Genomic DNA, 14,504 nt, shown 5'->3' with positions numbered 1-14,504 from the left:
GTGGCTTAATCGGCTTTTTTACTCACTACAACCATCGCTGGGCGCACCAAGCGTCCATTGAGTAAATAGCCTTTCTGCATAACGTCCATCACGGTGTTCGGTTCGAGATCCGGGTTAGGCACCATGGTCATGGCTTCGTGCACTTGCGGGTCGAAGGGTTCACCATGGGGTTCAATGCTTTCAACGCCGAACTTGTTGAGTACATCCAGCTGCATTTTCAAGGTCATGGAAACACCTTCACGATGAACTTCCGATGCACCCTCTTCCATGGTCTCAAGCGCTTTTTCCAGGCTATCTACCACTGGCAGCAGCTCTTTAACGAACTTCTCCAGGGCAAACTTGCGGGCTTTTTCCGCTTCCTGCTCCGCACGACGGCGCACGTTTTGCGCTTCAGCGGCGGCGCGAAGGGCTTGATCCTTGGCTTCGGCCAAGCTCTGCTCTAACTCACCTACTTGGGCTGCCAGCATTTCCGCTTCCGGGTTGTCGACGCTGTCTTCTAGCGCCTCTTCGTCATTGATCAATCCTTCCAGTTCGCCCTCCATCAAGCGCTCTTCAGCAACCTTCTCAGCTGCTTGCTCGGCGCCATCGGCGTCTTGCTCGTGGCGGGCCAGCTCATCGTCCATTGGTGTTTGCGGTTCTTTCGCCATGTTGTGCTCCTAAAAAGTAGAGCGCGGCCACGCGGGCGGCGCGCAAAGAAGTAAGCTTTAAGTCACTAGCTTTGACTGATCATGCACGCTATATGGGGGCCATAAATTCCATCTCAAGAGGTGCATTGAAGTGAGTTATTAACTACTGTATAAATCAACAACTATTGGATAAGTATCCAGCTTCTATGCTGTACCGCCTCAGGAGGCGCCATGCTTACTCAGCTAGCTATTCAAGATTTCGCCATTGTCGATCACTTGGAACTCGACTTGACCGGCGGTATGACCGCGATTACCGGGGAAACCGGCGCGGGCAAATCGATCCTGTTAGGCGCCCTTGGGCTCTGCCTGGGCGAGCGTGCCGACGCCGGAAGCGTGCGTCACGGCCGCGAGCGTACGGACCTCTCCGCACGCTTCGACATTCAACACCTGCCCGCCGCCATCGAGTGGCTAACGGCGCGGGAGCTCCCCGCTGAGGAATGCTTGCTGCGCCGTGTGGTCACCGCCAACGGCCGTTCCAAAGCCTGGATTAACGGCCAACCCGCGACTATCTCGGATCTAAAATCCCTCGGCGAGCAGCTGATTCAAATTCATGGACAGCATGCTCACCATGCGCTGATGCGCGAAGAGACCCACCTTGCCCTGCTGGACGATTACGCAGGCCTAAACGATGCCACCACTCAATTAGCTGAAACGTTCCGCGAGTGGCGCAGTGCGCGTCGGCAGCTGAAGAAGCTAAGCGAAGAAGGCAGTGAAGTTGAGGCCAAACGGCAGTTGCTGCGTTACCAAGTAGAAGAGCTGGATCAGCTCGGTTTAGCGGAAGGTGAATTAGCCACGTTAGAGGAAGAGCAGCACACCCTGGCTCACGCGGAAGAGACCCTGCGCGAAACCCAGTTTGCCGCCGACTGCTGCGCCAGTGACGAGGGCGGCGCGCTCTCCTTACTCAACCAAGCGTTTACCCACTTAAGCGCCCTGCCAGGTAGCGACAAAGGCACCCTGGCGAACACGCTTGCCATGCTGAGCGATGCGCGCATTCAAGTGGAAGAGGCCTCCAGCGAGCTTAACCGCCTCGCCAGCACCACCGAATTAGACCCTGAGCGGCTCGCCTGGGTTGAAGAACGAATGACCGACGTACACCGGATTGCCCGCAAGCATCACGTTGCTCCTGATGAGCTATGCGCCCTGCATGCTGACCTACAGCGGGAAGTCGCGCAGTTAGAAGGGGGTGGCAATGACCTGGAGGCACTCAGTGCGCGGGTCGTCGAGCTACGCGAAGACTATCGCCAAGAGGCAAAAAAACTCAGCGAGAGCCGTCAAAAAGCCGCACTTCGCTTGGGTAAAGAGGTGCAGCAGCAACTGGGCTTTTTGGCCATGGGCAAAGCCCGTTTTGAAGTGGAGGTCACCGCTAAAGACGCGCCCTCCCCTGAAGGCCTTGATCGCGTGCAGTTTTTGATTAGCGCCAACCCTGGCCAGCCCGCTCGCCCATTGACCAAAGTCGCCTCCGGCGGTGAATTATCGCGGATTAGCCTGGCGATTCAAGTGGTCGCGGCGACGCACTCAACGGTGCCCAGCCTGGTGTTTGACGAAGTGGATGTGGGTATCTCGGGGGCCACCGCAGAGATCGTTGGCCAACTGCTGCGCAAACTGGGCGAAAACGGCCAGGTCATGACCGTGACCCACCTACCCCAGGTGGCAGCACAGGCGCACCAGCACCTGCATATCGAGAAACAGGCGAAGCGCGATACAACGCTGACCCAGATGGCGCTACTCGACGAACAGGGCCGCATCAGCGAACTGGCGCGCATGCTGGGCGGCGTCACGCTTTCTGACCAAACCCTCGCCCACGCTCGGGAGATGCTGCACGCCAGCCAACGCCCGCCGCACTGATTGAGCGGGCGCCCTGCGCCGTTTCTGTGCATTTCTATAGCGCACAGCTATACAGCACATCTGCACACAGCAAAACAAACGCCCCTGATCCACTTGGCGAATTCAGTTAACCAGGAATTCGGCCAAATGGCTCAGGGGCGCTTATATTTCGAACCGCGATTAACGGTCTGCGACTAACAGCGACCTACGAACACTATTTCTTGTTCGTCGGCCCGCTGTCCTGGCGCGTCACGTCGGAACCGCGCGGACGTACATAGAGCACCAGAGCATGATCCACTAGTTCGTAGCCGTGCTCTTCAGCGATTTCTTGCTGACGGCGTTCAATGATTTCATCAACGAACTCAATGATTTCACCGCTTTCTAGGCACACCATGTGGTCATGGTGATCCTCTTGGGTCATCTCGAATACCGCATGGCCTCCGTCGAAATTATGACGAATTACCAAGCCCGCTGACTCGAACTGAGTCAATACGCGGTATACGGTTGCCAAGCCAACATCTTCGCCCGCATCAATCAGTGTTTTGTACACTTCTTCCGCGCTAAGGTGGTGCTGACCCGAAACATTTTCGAGAATTTGAAGTATCTTGACGCGCGGCAGGGTCACTTTTAGACCGGCTTTGCGCAATTCATGGTTCTGATCGGCCATGGTCGCTCTTCGCAGTAACTGGTTAGGTCGGGTATGATCAACCGAAACCACGATAGTGAAGAATAGGCCCAAATGCAAAAATTGACTCAAATCATCACGCTCTCCGTTGCCCTTACTGTCATTAGCGGCTGCAGCTACGTAGGCGTGTACAAGCGCGATATTCCCCAAGGCAACCTGGTCACTCAGGAAATGGTCAGCCAGCTTCAGCCAGGCATGACCCAAGAGCAGGTGACTTACGTAATGGGCAGGCCATTGCTGGAAGCGCCCTTTGACGCCAGCCAGTGGGATTATGTGTTTCGTTTAGATAAAGCGTATGGCGACGTAGAGCAGCGTCGCGTAACGCTCACCTTCGATCCCCAGGGCCGCCTGGTGAACATTGAGCAAGAAGGGGATCTATCCAAAGAGCTACCGCTTGAAGGCGATAGCAGCATGGGGCCTGCAACGGAAGGCGTTGATCCAATGGATGCCCTCCCTACAGAGAGCACCCAGACGCGGCCACCTGAGGGCACACAGCCTGTTCAACAGCCTTAAAAGCGGTTAACGCTTCGGGTCGCTCGCTTGACGCTTAGCGCGCTCTAGGCGAGCGGCCTTGGGGTCGATCGCCAACGGCCGGTAAACTTCGACCCGATCCCCGTCGCGTAATAGATGGGTATCGGGTTCGCGTAGCGCTTTACCGAAAATGCCCAGCGGCGCCTGAGCAAAGGTTTCGCCGGGCACATCAGGAAAGAGCGTGGGCAAATCGGCCAAGGCAACGGCCTGACGTGCCGTAGTGCCCTCAGGCACGCGCAGAGCCACTATGCGCTGTTTGGAAGGCAACGCGAAGGCTACCTCAACCGTAAGCGCTTCAGCGCCCATACAGCTCGTTTGCGCGCTTGGTGAAGGCATCGACTAGCTGGCCAGCGATTTGCTGAAAGAGTTTGCCGAACGCCATACTGAGCAGCCGGTTGGCGAACTCAAACTCCATCTCAAGGCTCACCTTGCAGGCATCCTCCCCCATGGGGATAAACAGCCAGCGACCTTTAAGCCGCTTGAACGGCCCTTTTACCAGCGACAGCTCAATACGCTCGGGCGCAAAAAGTTCGTTGCGCGTGGTGATGGTTTGCTCAACACCGGCACGACCCAGGGTCATTTCGCCGATCAGATGCACATCATCATGTTCGAGCAAACGCGCCTGGCGGCAGCCTGGCAAAAACTCCGGGTAGCGTTCGAAGTCGTTAACCAGATCGAACATTTTCTGGGGGGTGTGCCGCACTAAGGCGGAACGATTGACGGTTGGCATTGACCTCTCCGCTGACTTCACAGTGCCCAAAGCGTATCATGGGAAACATTTTTCAGACCCTAAATGGTATCACGCCTCCCCAAATAACGAAGGGGAAGCCACTGACAGATTAATTATGAGGTTCCATGGCCACTAAGAAAGGTAACAGTAAGGGCCCCGGTAGCAGCGTTATTGCCCAAAACAAGAAGGCACGGTTTGAGTACCATATCGATGAGACCTTCGAGGCGGGGCTATCGCTCGCTGGCTGGGAAGTGAAGAGCCTGCGCGCCGGTAAGGCTCAGCTCACCGATACCTATATTTTGGTTCGTAACGGCGAAGCGTTTCTGCTGGGTAGTCATATCATGCCGCTGAATACTGCGAGCACACACGAGATTGCTGACCCGACGCGCACCCGCAAACTGCTGCTGCATCGCAAAGAGATCGCCAAAATCTTTTCGATCACCCAGGACAAAGGCCACACCTGTGTGCCCCTCAAGCTTTACTGGAAACGCAATAAAGTGAAGTGCGAGCTGGCGCTAGTGACCGGTAAACAGCTGCATGACAAACGCGCAACAGAAAAAGATCGCGACTGGAGCCGCCAAAAAGGTCGAATTATGCGGGAACATAACAAGGCATAACTGGTCAATCAGGTGTGAGCACGTTAGAATGCTCAACTGAAATAAGGGGGCGACATGGTTTCGACGCCGGTGACAACCCTTGCGGTGCATGCCGAGAGCGTGATGTATCTCGTAAATCCCACATCACGAAAAATAGTCGCAAATGACGAAAACTACGCTCAAGGCGCGCTAGCAGCTTAAACACTGTTAGCTTCTTGTCTGGCCCCAAGGTGATGTGCCTATTCATCGCTGAGGGGATACGAGCTAAAGCTGATAGGATCGCGTTTGGTGGTGTCTTCTCGCCAAGCGCTAAACTTTAGAAGACTCGCGTGGCTGAATCCTGATCGTCGGAGTCAGTTGCGTTAAATCAAATGACGAAATCTAAGCATGTAGAGCCAATAGGCGCGTGCTGGCGGACGCGGGTTCAATTCCCGCCGCCTCCACCACCTTACTATACAAATCAAGCACCTACGGGTGCTTTTTTTGTGCCTGTGGGCTGAAAAGGGCCTGTTTAGGCATAGTGTGGTCAGCTTTTTGGTCAACATTTCTGATTTATATTTTACTTATCCACTATCTGCATGTATTCCATAAAATCGTCCGATGCATAGCCTAACCCGCAATTCGCATCAAACCGTTCATTGATCCTGAAGAGGGTCATTTTATTGGCTTGTGCTGGTGACGTTGGAAAGAAGGCTCCACCTGGCTCACTGTGCATGAAAAAGTCTCCAAGCTTCGCCCCGCAATGTTGGCAGTGATTCATGAAGTATCTGGCTCCAGCTGTTTTGCTGTATGCCAACTTGAAGCTCTCAGTGAATCGACGAATTTTTTTCACTACACGAGGGGAGAGCTTATGAACGTTCGACACAGTGCTTCGAAGGCCGTAGCTTTGCCATTCGCCTAAATTCCTAGTGAGCGCGAACTCCTCTTCTTCGTCCTCAAAGTACTGAAACTCTTCATGTTCCTCGGGAAGTTTGAATGAGAAAACACGAGTCAGGGCCTTGCATTTCCAACAATCGGATACCGACTCCATCACGTAGTAGTAGGGCGATCTGACACAAAACTCAGGCTCGTGTTCTAGTTCGATGTCATCGGGTATCGGCAACCACCGTGCCAGCGGGCCGACTTCAGCCCCGTCAGGGATATACCACACCTTCGCCTGCGGATCCCATCGCGCGCCGAGAGACTTTGCTTCATCCTTTTGAGAAAAAGGGACATCAAGATCAATTCTTGCCATCAACAATATCCATATCGATTTCCGAATCGAATGATCGTCTCATGTTTGTGCTCACGTATTGAAGATGCCCCGGCTTCGCTCAGCTTCCGGCGAAGCCTTGAGATATGCGAGTCCAGCGTATTCGATTGCACCTCGTCATCGAAACCGAAAACTGCCTGCTCCAGCGACTCGCGCAGCACTGTTCTGCCGCGTCGCTTCATCAGTGCCGCGAGCACACGCAGTTCACGGCGTGGGAGTTCCATACGCACTCCTGCCACCGTTACCCCCTCGTTCGAGAGATCGAAGACGAGGGAGCCCGCGTGGATCTCCTCACCGGCCAGATCGGCAGGGCGCCGCCGTATTGCGCGAATGCGCGCTAACATTTCGTCGAGTGAGAACGGCTTGATGAGGTAGTCATCGGCACCTTCATCGAGACCCACGACACGGTCAGAAACCTCCCCGCTCGCGCTGAGCACGATGATAGGAAGACCGGGGTTACTCGCACGCATGGCAGGAACGAGGGACAGCCCATCCCCGTCCGGCAGGGTGCGGTCTAGCAAGACCAAGTCGAAGGAAGCAAGCATCAACGCCTCGCGCGCGGTAGCCAACCGGTCGGCATGGTCGACGACGAAGCGCTCCCGCTCCAACACAGCGCGCAACGTCTCAGCCAATTGAAGCTCGTCCTCGACCAGTAAAATTCTCACCATAGCCCCTCATATCGACGCCGCCGAACGCTTGCCAGGGCGAGGACGGCTGTAAACGCGACACACTAGGTTGCGACAACATTGCATCCCCAGCAAGAAGCCGTTGCGGCCACCATTAGCGGCGTGCCTTCGAACATGCGCGTCAACACAGCATCCTGCCAGGCTTTTAGCAGCGACGGCGTGGAATAATGGGGAACTGCAGCACGATACGGTCGGCTTCAAGCAGCCGCGGGGATGAGCTACTGGAGCGCGGCCGCGGTACGATTCGCCTAACGCTAGCTGTAACCGGCACCGAAGCGGAGCGTAGGGAACCATAGCCCGCAAGGGATATGGTGTCCGGTTGACCGCCTGGTTATGGGCCCGTTCACCCATTGTTTTGGCACCCGATAGCGAATGCCGACTCCCTGATACTTTGCACCAACAGAACCCATGGCGCTACGAACCAGAACACTGAATGTGCGGGTTTACCCGGAGGACTCGCCGGATGGCATGATTGGGTGCCTGTCCACCAACCGGCTTCGCTTCCTACCGGCTAGTTTTCCGGCGTTCCATCGCCGCGGCAATGTCCTCTTCGTGCTCTTCGCCCCAGCCGCAAAGCGGCTCCATGGCCCGCACCAGACTTGCCCCGAAGGGCGTCAGCGAGTAGTCGACGCGCAGTGGGATCTCTCCATAGTCGGTTCGCTGGACGATGCCGTCGGACTCGAGCTCCTTCAACTGCTGGATCAACATTTTGTCGCTCACGCCCCGGACGCTTCGCTTGAGCTCGCCGTAACGCGTCGGGCCCTTGTTTAAAAAGAACAGAATCAAAGGCTTCCACTTCCCGGAGATCACGTGCAGCGTCGCATGCAGGCCGCAAATGAAACGTGGGTTTGCTGAGTTTTCTGTGTTTTCTTTCGCCATAACGGATACTTACCAAAAGGTGCATACTTGAACATTTGTAAGTGGGTATATACCGTAAAAGCGAACCGAGTCAATACACACGGAGACCCAACCATGAGTCGGCTAAACGGTAAAATCGCACTGATCACAGGCGGAGCCAGCGGCATCGGCCTGGCCTCGGCCCAACGCCTCATCGACGAAGGCGCCTTCGTCTTTATCGCCGGACGGCGCCAGGACGTCCTCGACAACGCGGCTGAGGCACTGGGATCTAGCGCCCAGGGCGTCCAGGCGGATGTGACAAAGCCAGAGGATCTCGACCGCGTCTTCGAAACGATCCAGAAAGAAAAAGGACACCTGGACGTACTGGTGGCCAACGCGGGCGTCGGCGAATTCGCCAGCCTGGGACAGATCACCGAGGAGCACTACGACTACATCTTCGACATCAACGTCAAAGGCACCCTCTTCACCGTCCAGAAGGCCCTTCCCCTGATGACGAACGGCGGCTCCATCATCCTCACCGGTTCCACGGTCGGCAGCATGGGAACCCCCGCCATGAGCATCTACAGCGCCTCCAAGGCGGCCGTCCGAAACCTGGCGCGCAGTTGGGCCCATGATCTCAGGGGCACCGGCATTCGCGTGAACGTCATGTCTCCTGGCCCAACCAAAACAGACAAGTTAATCGAATTGCTCCCATCCGACGCCCTGAGCGAGATGAAACGGAGCGTACCCCTTGAGCGTCTGGGCGATCCCCAAGAAACCGCAGGCGCGGTGGCGTTCCTGGCGTCCGACGATAGCAGCTTTATGACAGGAAGCGAGGTGTTCGTTGACGGGGGCTACGCGCAGGTTTAGGGGCTAGGCGGAGAACGGGAGGCAATGAACCAAAAGGGGTCAGATAGATTTTAAATCAGCCAGCTTGGTTAAAACAAATCAACCTGCCCCATTTACATGGATCAAAATAAAATCGATCTGACCCCTTTAATTTTGGTTTCCCTTACACATAACGCAGAGCGCACCGGTGGCCTTGGCGCAGCGAAGCGGAGACAAGGGCATCCGAGTGACGCGCATTGTTAGAGAATCCTCGAGGATTACTCGTGCTGTAAGACATTAATGAGCTTCCCGAATGGATCTCGTACATAAAACCGGCGGACACCCCATGGCTCACTTACTGGTCCGTACTCAATTGCAATATTTCCGCCTGTCACTCTCTCCAAAGCAACCTCCAAGTTATCGACTTCTATAGAGAGATCAGGGACTGGCGTGCCAGAGCCACCTTCCGACGCCACGCTTACCTGAGTGGTCATTTCCTCGCCCGAGCTATAGGTCCTTATCCACCCATGATCCATCACAACCTTGAGCCCAAAGATGTCCGCATAGAACCTCTCTGCTTCTGATGGGTTAGCTGCCGCGATATTGGAGACTATGCGTTTTACTATCATTCTGGCTCCAAAAGGTTGAACTCAACTCGCTCTAACAGGTATTCGCGCGTCTGCTGCATTACCCGGCACCTCCGCCTTGGGCGGTTTACCTGTCTTGCTGCTTTAACTGATTCACCTACCCAATCCAGATTAGCACAGGCTTCTTAAGACGGTTGACTATCTTAGCTTTAGGCTTTCAACGCCGACGCTGTCAGTTAAGCAGGAGCTGCTAGGGATAAAAAAAGCTCTCAGTAAGCGCGATATCCGCGCCCATTCGTTTCCCTCGCGAGGACGCAAACTGGTTGGGATATCCAACCGCAGATGCGGGAAGAAGTAACGTTAACGCTGGGCGGGTTAGCTGCTCAGCTATCTCAGCAATTAACTGATTGCAGGCAATAGCCATCAGCTGGGTGATGGCATAGTTGCACGGGATGGGGATAACGCGGGGTTGGAGAGATTGGTGGTCGGCTGCTTACCGCTTTCCCCTCCACTTACGTGGATCAATGCGGCCTTCATACATGGGTAATTCCAGCACTGGGTCATCGTCTCGGAACTGAGACCACATGCGGTTCAAGCCTGCAGTGCCGAAGGTACGCACCCGCTCAACCTCCTCCAGGTTGAGTACATCAGTAAGAATGCCTGGGGTAGCGCCGGACATCCTCGTGCGGATACGACCTTCAGGATCCACGATCAAACTCTGACCCTCCCCCGCAGGCGCGGCTGAATTAGCGCTCACCATATACACCTGGTTGAAAATAGCATTGGCCTGCACAAGGATTTGCTCCTGGGCGCGGTCGCAGGTGGTGGTGGCCACTTGGTTGATGATCACCTCCGCCCCCAGCCACGCTAGCTGACGCACCATCTCGGGAAACCAGATGTCGTAGCAGATGGCCAGGCCGACCCGGCCTATGCCCGGCACTTCGAACACTTCAAAGCGATCTCCCGGCTGATAGGGCTCGTAAGGCCGCCAGGGGAAACACTTACGGTAGGCGGCCACTCGCTCACCTTCGGGCGAATACACCGGCGCGGTGTTGTACAGGTGCCCGTCCTCTCCCCGCTCGCATACTGTGCCGGGCAGCAGCCATACTCCCAGGTTGCGGGCGATACGTGATAAGTGCTGGTCACGGGGGCCATCGATCGGTTCAGCAGCGGCTTCCAGTTGCTCCCTGCGCTGCTGAGGCGTACCCGTGGCACCGCATAAATGGAGTTCTGGATAAACCACCATCCTTGGCTGTTCAAAATCAGCACCGAAATCGCTCAGATGTACCGCCAGCTCGGCCTCGAAGTCCAGCAGTTCGGAGTCAGTGCCGTGCAGTCGCGAGGCTTCCTGCACCACAAGGACAGGCAAATTTCTGGACATAGTGGATCTCCGTTTAAAGGGACGCTTTTACCGAGGCGATTGTTGACTCGGGCTCTGAGTCATCAAAGGCCACTTCCGGCGGCTCGCGACGGAAGAATCGGGTCAGATAGGCCAGCTGTGCGAGACCGATGGAAAGCCAGATCAGGCCAAGAATAAAAGCGTTGATATCCAGTTTACTCATCAGCCAAAGGTTAACCAGGGCACCGATGAGCGGCACCAGCATCCCTCTAATCACACCATACTGGCGCTTTGCATCGGCGTCTTTGCTGACCAGAAAGATCACTGACAGGTTCACCATCGTGAAGGCGATAAAGGCACCGAAGTTGATAAACGAGGCGGCAGATAACACATCAAGGAACAAGGCAATGATGCCGATAGCACCCGTGAGGACGATGTTGAACACTGGCGTGTGGAAACGCGCGTGCAGCGCACCGAACAGCTTAGGCGGCAGTACTGCGTCCCGCCCCATGGCAAACAGCAGCCGAGAGGCACTCGCTTGGGCGGCCAGGCCAGACGTGAATTGAGCGAGCACCATACCGGCCAGAAAGATAGCCCCGAAGAGATCCGCACCGATGGTTGTAGCAATCTCGAAGGCAGCGGAGTCAGCATTTACGAAACTGCCACCTGGGTGAACCAGTTGAGTTGTGTAACCTACCAGCACGTAGATACCGCCACCGATCAGTGCAGTCAGCATGATGGCTCTGGGAATATTACGCTTTGGCTCGATGGTCTCCTCGGTCAGCGTGGTGACGGCATCAAAGCCAAGAAAAGAGTAAGCGGCCACCGCGGCGCCCGCGGCAATCGCAGTGAAACCAGCCTCTTCACCCAAGAACGGCCCCAGGCTAAAAAGCGAATCAGTGCCACCGGTCGCAAATACGTGACGAATTGAAAGCAGTACGAAGAACGCGATCACCAGTATTTGGAAGACCATCAACAACGAGTTCACTTTGGACGCGAGCTTGATGCCGTAGATATTCAAGAAGGTGGTGATACCGATGAAGCCGAGCAGGAATATCCAGCTCGGCACTTCAGGAAAGCGCGCGTTCAAATAAGCAGCGCCGATCAACCAAATCACCATCGGCAGGAAGAAATAATCCAGCAGCACGCTCCATCCCACCATGAAGCCAACCCGCGAGTCGATGGCTCTGCGTGCGTAAGTATAGGCAGACCCGGCTACCGGATAAGTACGCGCCATAATGCCGTAGCTGTATGCCGTGAATAGCATGGCAACGGTAGTGATGAGGTAAGCAGTGGGTACGGCGCCATTGCTAGTGCTGGCAATCACACCGAAAGTGCCCAGCACGATCAATGGCGTCATGTAGGCAAGGCCAAACAACACCACGGCTTTTAGGGATAGGGTTCTTTCCAGTTTGATATTGTTATCCGTCATGATCCATCTCCAGGAAACGTTGGAACCGACAGCGGGCAATCGCTGAGCCGGCGCAAAACGAAGAGGTGGTTTATCAAGCCAGCCGCCGAGGCTAGACCAGCTTGCTACCGTTAATGATCGGCTAATAACCCTCAGTTGCTGGCGTTGCAGCTGTCCAGCTAGACTGAGGTGCCTAGTAGCCAACCTATCTAGAACGGTATTGGCAGCTCATCGGATCGTATATAACCCCAGCGTGGTATGGGCCTGCGGATGTGGAATTGGTGACTCATAGCGAAATTGACGAAGTACTGGCCAATACCCTCATGGCGTTGGCGACCCCTGCGTTGCCTCAACACTTCTCCACATTGGTGAAACGTCTAGCGGCATTCGATAACTTGATCATCATCGCTTATCACGGCGAACACCGGCCAGCGGTGCTCTATCGGGAATACACCGACCCTGTCGTTTATCTACCGATGGATAGCCAATATCTAGGGGGAGATTACCTGCTGGATCCGTTTTACCGCGAGCACCTCAGAGGCGGTGTTCAGGGTATACGCCGATTGAGGGATATAGCGCCCGATCACTTTCGACGCACGCATTACTATAAGAATTACTACCAGCAGACCACACTACTGGATGAAGTAGCGGTTTTCGCCAATATCACTGAGAGTGATACGATAACCGCTTGTTTCGGTAGGGATCGTTCCAGTGGTAAGCCCTTTAACAGGCGTGAGCTTGAGGTTCTGCAACAGTACGAGTTAACCCTCAGCTCGTTGCTGAAAAAACACTGGCAAGATTACCGCTCTGACGATGTGATGAAAGCGGCACCAGCCCCTTTAGAGGAACGCCTGAGAGAGACGCTGAATCAGCAACACAGCATCCGGCTAAGCCCGCGCCAGGCAGAGGTGGCGCTGTTTATTCTAAGAGGCCACTCATCCCTATCGATCAGCCTACACCTGGGCGTCAGCCTTCAGACAGTTAAGGTCTTCCGCCGCCAACTCTACGCCAAGTGCTGCATCTCCTCCCAGGCGGAGCTGTTCGCGCTGCTTATGCCGCTGTTCGCTCGGCTGACCGAGCACGGATGACACCTTTACCTCGGGGCAACGGTTTGCATTCTAGCGCTTGACCGCCGTTTACCGAGAGCAGCTGAGATCGCCCTCTTCACAACTAGCATGCTCACGCAGTTGCTCGGTACGTTCCGCTGTCAGCGTTTCCAGACAGCCGTTACGCACCATGGGTTGGGCGCTACCGCCTTCCACAGCACTACTTTCAAACGCGCACTCAGCATCACGAAAGCCGATCCACGCCCGCTGCGCCGCTCTGAGCTTTTCGAGTGACGCTGAATTGTCCTCCAGACGGCTAACAACGGTTTGGTAAACCGCGTTGAGCTCATCATCCGCCGCTTGATAGGCCTGCGCCGTGCACTGGTTTAGCTCGGTTTGCGTATTGGCGCTAGCACACGAATCATCCGCGGTAGCAAAGCTATTTGATAGCAAAAACCCGACACTCAGAAAGAGAGACGATAAGCGCATAGTGACACCTCTTGATGCTGGTTAAATCCGAACCGGAAAAAGTTAGAACATGTCCACGAAGCTGTATTTACCCTGTACTAATAAAGCAAAGCGCTGGCATCTCGGCCAGCGCTTTCTAGGTACACATCAAAAGATGTTTTTCGCTTACGCGGTAACCGCTAGTGCGCAATCATCTCTTCGACAATCTCTTCACCGCTCAACTCGTATGGGTAATAAGTCGGCCAGTTGGTAACTTCTTCTAACAGCGCCTCACGGTCATCGCCCCAATAGAGATGGAAGTGATGCGCATCGGTGGGGTAAATACTGTGGTCACTAAATTGGATGTACTGGGGTAGATCATCGGATGCTTCTTCAAGCGCGTAGATGAACCGCACACCCCGGTTACCGGCTTGGTAAGTTAAAATTTCATAGCCATCGTATTGGTATTCACCCGTGCGCTCTTGGCCATTTTCAAAGAAAGTGACGTCGCTTCCATCAATAACGATACGCTCTACATCCGTTTGATAACCGGTATCGTAATACGCTTTATACTCTTCGGCGGTCTTGTCGCCATTTTCTGCTTTATGCGCAAACACTTCGTCAAGGGTGCCATCTTGTAGGTAGGGATAAACGGACTGCCAATCACCCTCCCAGTCAGATAGCGCGCGATCCTCAACCTGGTCGTCATCAAAATAGCCCGAGTAGATATCGCTATCGTGGTCGTGGTCGTGGTCGTGGTCGTGGTCGTGGTCGTGGTCGTGGTCGTGGTCGTGGTCGTGGTCGTGGTCGTGGTCGTGGTCGTGGTCGTGGTCGTTATGAGTATGGTCGTGATCATGCTCGCTGGCGCTAACGCCTTGAACGCCCGTTAGTATCAGTGCACTCAATACAAGCGCGCTGGCGGCCTTAAGTGGCAATGGTGTCATATTCGGTTTTCCTTTGGCTGCTCGTGAAACAAGTCGCCAAAAAAGATACAATATAACATACCAACCAATCAAGCT

General features: G+C 55.0%; 17 protein-coding genes and 1 other RNA gene. 6 read left to right on the top strand and 12 right to left on the bottom strand.

The genetic code is table 11. From position 1 onward, the window contains the following. Window positions 1-5: 5 nt before the first annotated feature. A complete protein-coding gene (grpE, locus tag LMS44_RS01685; RefSeq protein ID WP_027958234.1) occupies window positions 6-647 on the bottom strand; it encodes a nucleotide exchange factor GrpE in 642 nt (213 codons plus the stop codon). Window positions 648-857: 210 nt separating this feature from the next. Between grpE and recN the strand changes: the two genes are divergently transcribed. Continuing rightward, window positions 858-2,531 (top strand): DNA repair protein RecN, encoded by a 1,674-nt coding sequence (gene recN / locus LMS44_RS01680; protein ID WP_141440096.1) that lies wholly within the window; start codon window positions 858-860, stop codon window positions 2,529-2,531. A 193-nt stretch (window positions 2,532-2,724) separates the two neighbouring features. Here the strand turns inward: recN and fur are convergent, their stop codons facing one another. After that, a complete protein-coding gene (gene fur / locus LMS44_RS01675; protein WP_007111850.1) occupies window positions 2,725-3,177 on the bottom strand; it encodes a ferric iron uptake transcriptional regulator in 453 nt (150 codons plus the stop codon). Window positions 3,178-3,249: 72 nt separating this feature from the next. Between fur and bamE the strand changes: the two genes are divergently transcribed. Beyond that, on the top strand, window positions 3,250-3,708 hold the full coding sequence (gene bamE, locus LMS44_RS01670) for an outer membrane protein assembly factor BamE (protein WP_027958232.1): 459 nt from the start codon (window positions 3,250-3,252) through the stop codon (window positions 3,706-3,708). A gap of 6 nt (window positions 3,709-3,714) precedes the next feature. Here the strand turns inward: bamE and LMS44_RS01665 are convergent, their stop codons facing one another. Together LMS44_RS01665 and LMS44_RS01660 are read right to left on the bottom strand one after the other, a co-directional pair. Continuing rightward, window positions 3,715-4,032 carry an RnfH family protein gene (locus LMS44_RS01665; RefSeq protein ID WP_133731610.1) on the bottom strand — a complete coding sequence of 106 codons (318 nt, stop codon included), beginning with the start codon at window positions 4,030-4,032 and terminating at the stop codon, window positions 3,715-3,717. After that, a complete protein-coding gene (locus LMS44_RS01660) occupies window positions 4,022-4,456 on the bottom strand; it encodes a type II toxin-antitoxin system RatA family toxin (RefSeq protein WP_022520728.1) in 435 nt (144 codons plus the stop codon). Before LMS44_RS01660 ends, LMS44_RS01665 begins: the two co-directional genes overlap by 11 nt. Before the next feature lie 125 nt (window positions 4,457-4,581). On the opposite strand from LMS44_RS01660, the gene smpB reads away from it, so the two are divergent. Further along, on the top strand, window positions 4,582-5,073 hold the full coding sequence (gene smpB / locus LMS44_RS01655; protein ID WP_008958772.1) for an SsrA-binding protein SmpB: 492 nt from the start codon (window positions 4,582-4,584) through the stop codon (window positions 5,071-5,073). Window positions 5,074-5,118: 45 nt separating this feature from the next. Further along, window positions 5,119-5,498, top strand: a transfer-messenger RNA (tmRNA) gene (ssrA, locus tag LMS44_RS01650). Between the two features lie 113 nt (window positions 5,499-5,611). Here ssrA and LMS44_RS01645 read toward each other — a convergent pair. From LMS44_RS01645 to LMS44_RS01635, 3 genes are all read right to left on the bottom strand, one after another. After that, the gene (locus LMS44_RS01645; protein WP_159175950.1) at window positions 5,612-6,286 is read right to left on the bottom strand and encodes a DUF5710 domain-containing protein; all 675 of its coding nucleotides are present in this window, start codon (window positions 6,284-6,286) and stop codon (window positions 5,612-5,614) included. After that, complete coding sequence (locus LMS44_RS01640) at window positions 6,286-6,972, bottom strand: response regulator transcription factor (protein ID WP_236557223.1); 687 nt, start codon at window positions 6,970-6,972, stop codon at window positions 6,286-6,288. The genes LMS44_RS01645 and LMS44_RS01640 overlap by 1 nt, the downstream gene beginning before the upstream one ends. Window positions 6,973-7,494: 522 nt before the next feature. Further along, the gene (locus LMS44_RS01635) at window positions 7,495-7,869 is read right to left on the bottom strand and encodes a winged helix-turn-helix transcriptional regulator (RefSeq protein WP_159175949.1); all 375 of its coding nucleotides are present in this window, start codon (window positions 7,867-7,869) and stop codon (window positions 7,495-7,497) included. Window positions 7,870-7,962: 93 nt separating this feature from the next. On the opposite strand from LMS44_RS01635, the gene LMS44_RS01630 reads away from it, so the two are divergent. Next, window positions 7,963-8,697: an SDR family NAD(P)-dependent oxidoreductase gene (locus LMS44_RS01630; RefSeq protein ID WP_159175948.1), complete on the top strand. Its 735-nt coding sequence runs from the start codon at window positions 7,963-7,965 to the stop codon at window positions 8,695-8,697. 236 nt (window positions 8,698-8,933) lie between these two features. Here LMS44_RS01630 and LMS44_RS01625 read toward each other — a convergent pair whose 3' ends face one another. The 3 genes from LMS44_RS01625 to LMS44_RS01615 form a co-directional block, all read right to left on the bottom strand. Next, window positions 8,934-9,284, bottom strand: coding sequence for a VOC family protein (locus LMS44_RS01625; RefSeq protein ID WP_022520733.1), 351 nt, complete (start codon window positions 9,282-9,284; stop codon window positions 8,934-8,936). Window positions 9,285-9,735: 451 nt separating this feature from the next. Then, complete coding sequence (locus LMS44_RS01620; RefSeq protein WP_278371610.1) at window positions 9,736-10,623, bottom strand: carbon-nitrogen hydrolase family protein; 888 nt, start codon at window positions 10,621-10,623, stop codon at window positions 9,736-9,738. A 13-nt stretch (window positions 10,624-10,636) separates the two neighbouring features. Next, a complete protein-coding gene (locus LMS44_RS01615; protein ID WP_278371612.1) occupies window positions 10,637-12,013 on the bottom strand; it encodes an APC family permease in 1,377 nt (458 codons plus the stop codon). 260 nt (window positions 12,014-12,273) lie between these two features. On the opposite strand from LMS44_RS01615, the gene LMS44_RS01610 reads away from it, so the two are divergent. Beyond that, entirely contained in the window at window positions 12,274-13,080 is an 807-nt protein-coding gene (locus LMS44_RS01610; protein WP_223828037.1) for a LuxR family transcriptional regulator, read from the top strand. Between the two features lie 48 nt (window positions 13,081-13,128). Here the strand turns inward: LMS44_RS01610 and LMS44_RS01605 are convergent, their stop codons facing one another. Together LMS44_RS01605 and LMS44_RS01600 are read right to left on the bottom strand one after the other, a co-directional pair. After that, window positions 13,129-13,527: a lysozyme inhibitor LprI family protein gene (locus tag LMS44_RS01605; protein WP_027958212.1), complete on the bottom strand. Its 399-nt coding sequence runs from the start codon at window positions 13,525-13,527 to the stop codon at window positions 13,129-13,131. Window positions 13,528-13,685: 158 nt separating this feature from the next. Continuing rightward, window positions 13,686-14,429 carry a metal-binding protein ZinT gene (locus LMS44_RS01600; protein WP_498946694.1) on the bottom strand — a complete coding sequence of 248 codons (744 nt, stop codon included), beginning with the start codon at window positions 14,427-14,429 and terminating at the stop codon, window positions 13,686-13,688. Window positions 14,430-14,504 lie beyond the last annotated feature (75 nt).

Origin of the sequence: Halomonas profundus (assembly GCF_020865425.1) — a bacterium.
GTDB classification, from domain to species: Bacteria; Pseudomonadota; Gammaproteobacteria; order Pseudomonadales; family Halomonadaceae; genus Vreelandella; species Vreelandella titanicae.
The sequence above is the reverse complement of the archived record's forward strand: the minus strand, read 5'-3'. Positions and strand labels throughout refer to the sequence as shown.

Bases quoted from the DNA above. Each gene is read 5' to 3' on its own strand.
- LMS44_RS01665 (WP_133731610.1), bottom strand. From the start codon at position 4,032: ATGGGCGCTGAAGCGCTTACGGTTGAGGTAGCCTTCGCGTTGCCTTCC.
- LMS44_RS01620 (WP_278371610.1), bottom strand. From the start codon at position 10,623: ATGTCCAGAAATTTGCCTGTCCTTGTGGTGCAGGAAGCCTCGCGACTG.
- LMS44_RS01630 (WP_159175948.1), top strand. From the start codon at position 7,963: ATGAGTCGGCTAAACGGTAAAATCGCACTGATCACAGGCGGAGCCAGC.
- smpB (WP_008958772.1), top strand. From the start codon at position 4,582: ATGGCCACTAAGAAAGGTAACAGTAAGGGCCCCGGTAGCAGCGTTATT.
- LMS44_RS01660 (WP_022520728.1), bottom strand. From the start codon at position 4,456: ATGCCAACCGTCAATCGTTCCGCCTTAGTGCGGCACACCCCCCAGAAA.
- LMS44_RS01640 (WP_236557223.1), bottom strand. From the start codon at position 6,972: ATGGTGAGAATTTTACTGGTCGAGGACGAGCTTCAATTGGCTGAGACG.
- bamE (WP_027958232.1), top strand. From the start codon at position 3,250: ATGCAAAAATTGACTCAAATCATCACGCTCTCCGTTGCCCTTACTGTC.
- LMS44_RS01600 (WP_498946694.1), bottom strand. From the start codon at position 14,429: ATGACACCATTGCCACTTAAGGCCGCCAGCGCGCTTGTATTGAGTGCA.
- LMS44_RS01645 (WP_159175950.1), bottom strand. From the start codon at position 6,286: ATGGCAAGAATTGATCTTGATGTCCCTTTTTCTCAAAAGGATGAAGCA.
- LMS44_RS01615 (WP_278371612.1), bottom strand. From the start codon at position 12,013: ATGACGGATAACAATATCAAACTGGAAAGAACCCTATCCCTAAAAGCC.
- LMS44_RS01605 (WP_027958212.1), bottom strand. From the start codon at position 13,527: ATGCGCTTATCGTCTCTCTTTCTGAGTGTCGGGTTTTTGCTATCAAAT.
- recN (WP_141440096.1), top strand. From the start codon at position 858: ATGCTTACTCAGCTAGCTATTCAAGATTTCGCCATTGTCGATCACTTG.
- LMS44_RS01625 (WP_022520733.1), bottom strand. From the start codon at position 9,284: ATGATAGTAAAACGCATAGTCTCCAATATCGCGGCAGCTAACCCATCA.
- grpE (WP_027958234.1), bottom strand. From the start codon at position 647: ATGGCGAAAGAACCGCAAACACCAATGGACGATGAGCTGGCCCGCCAC.
- LMS44_RS01635 (WP_159175949.1), bottom strand. From the start codon at position 7,869: ATGGCGAAAGAAAACACAGAAAACTCAGCAAACCCACGTTTCATTTGC.
- fur (WP_007111850.1), bottom strand. From the start codon at position 3,177: ATGGCCGATCAGAACCATGAATTGCGCAAAGCCGGTCTAAAAGTGACC.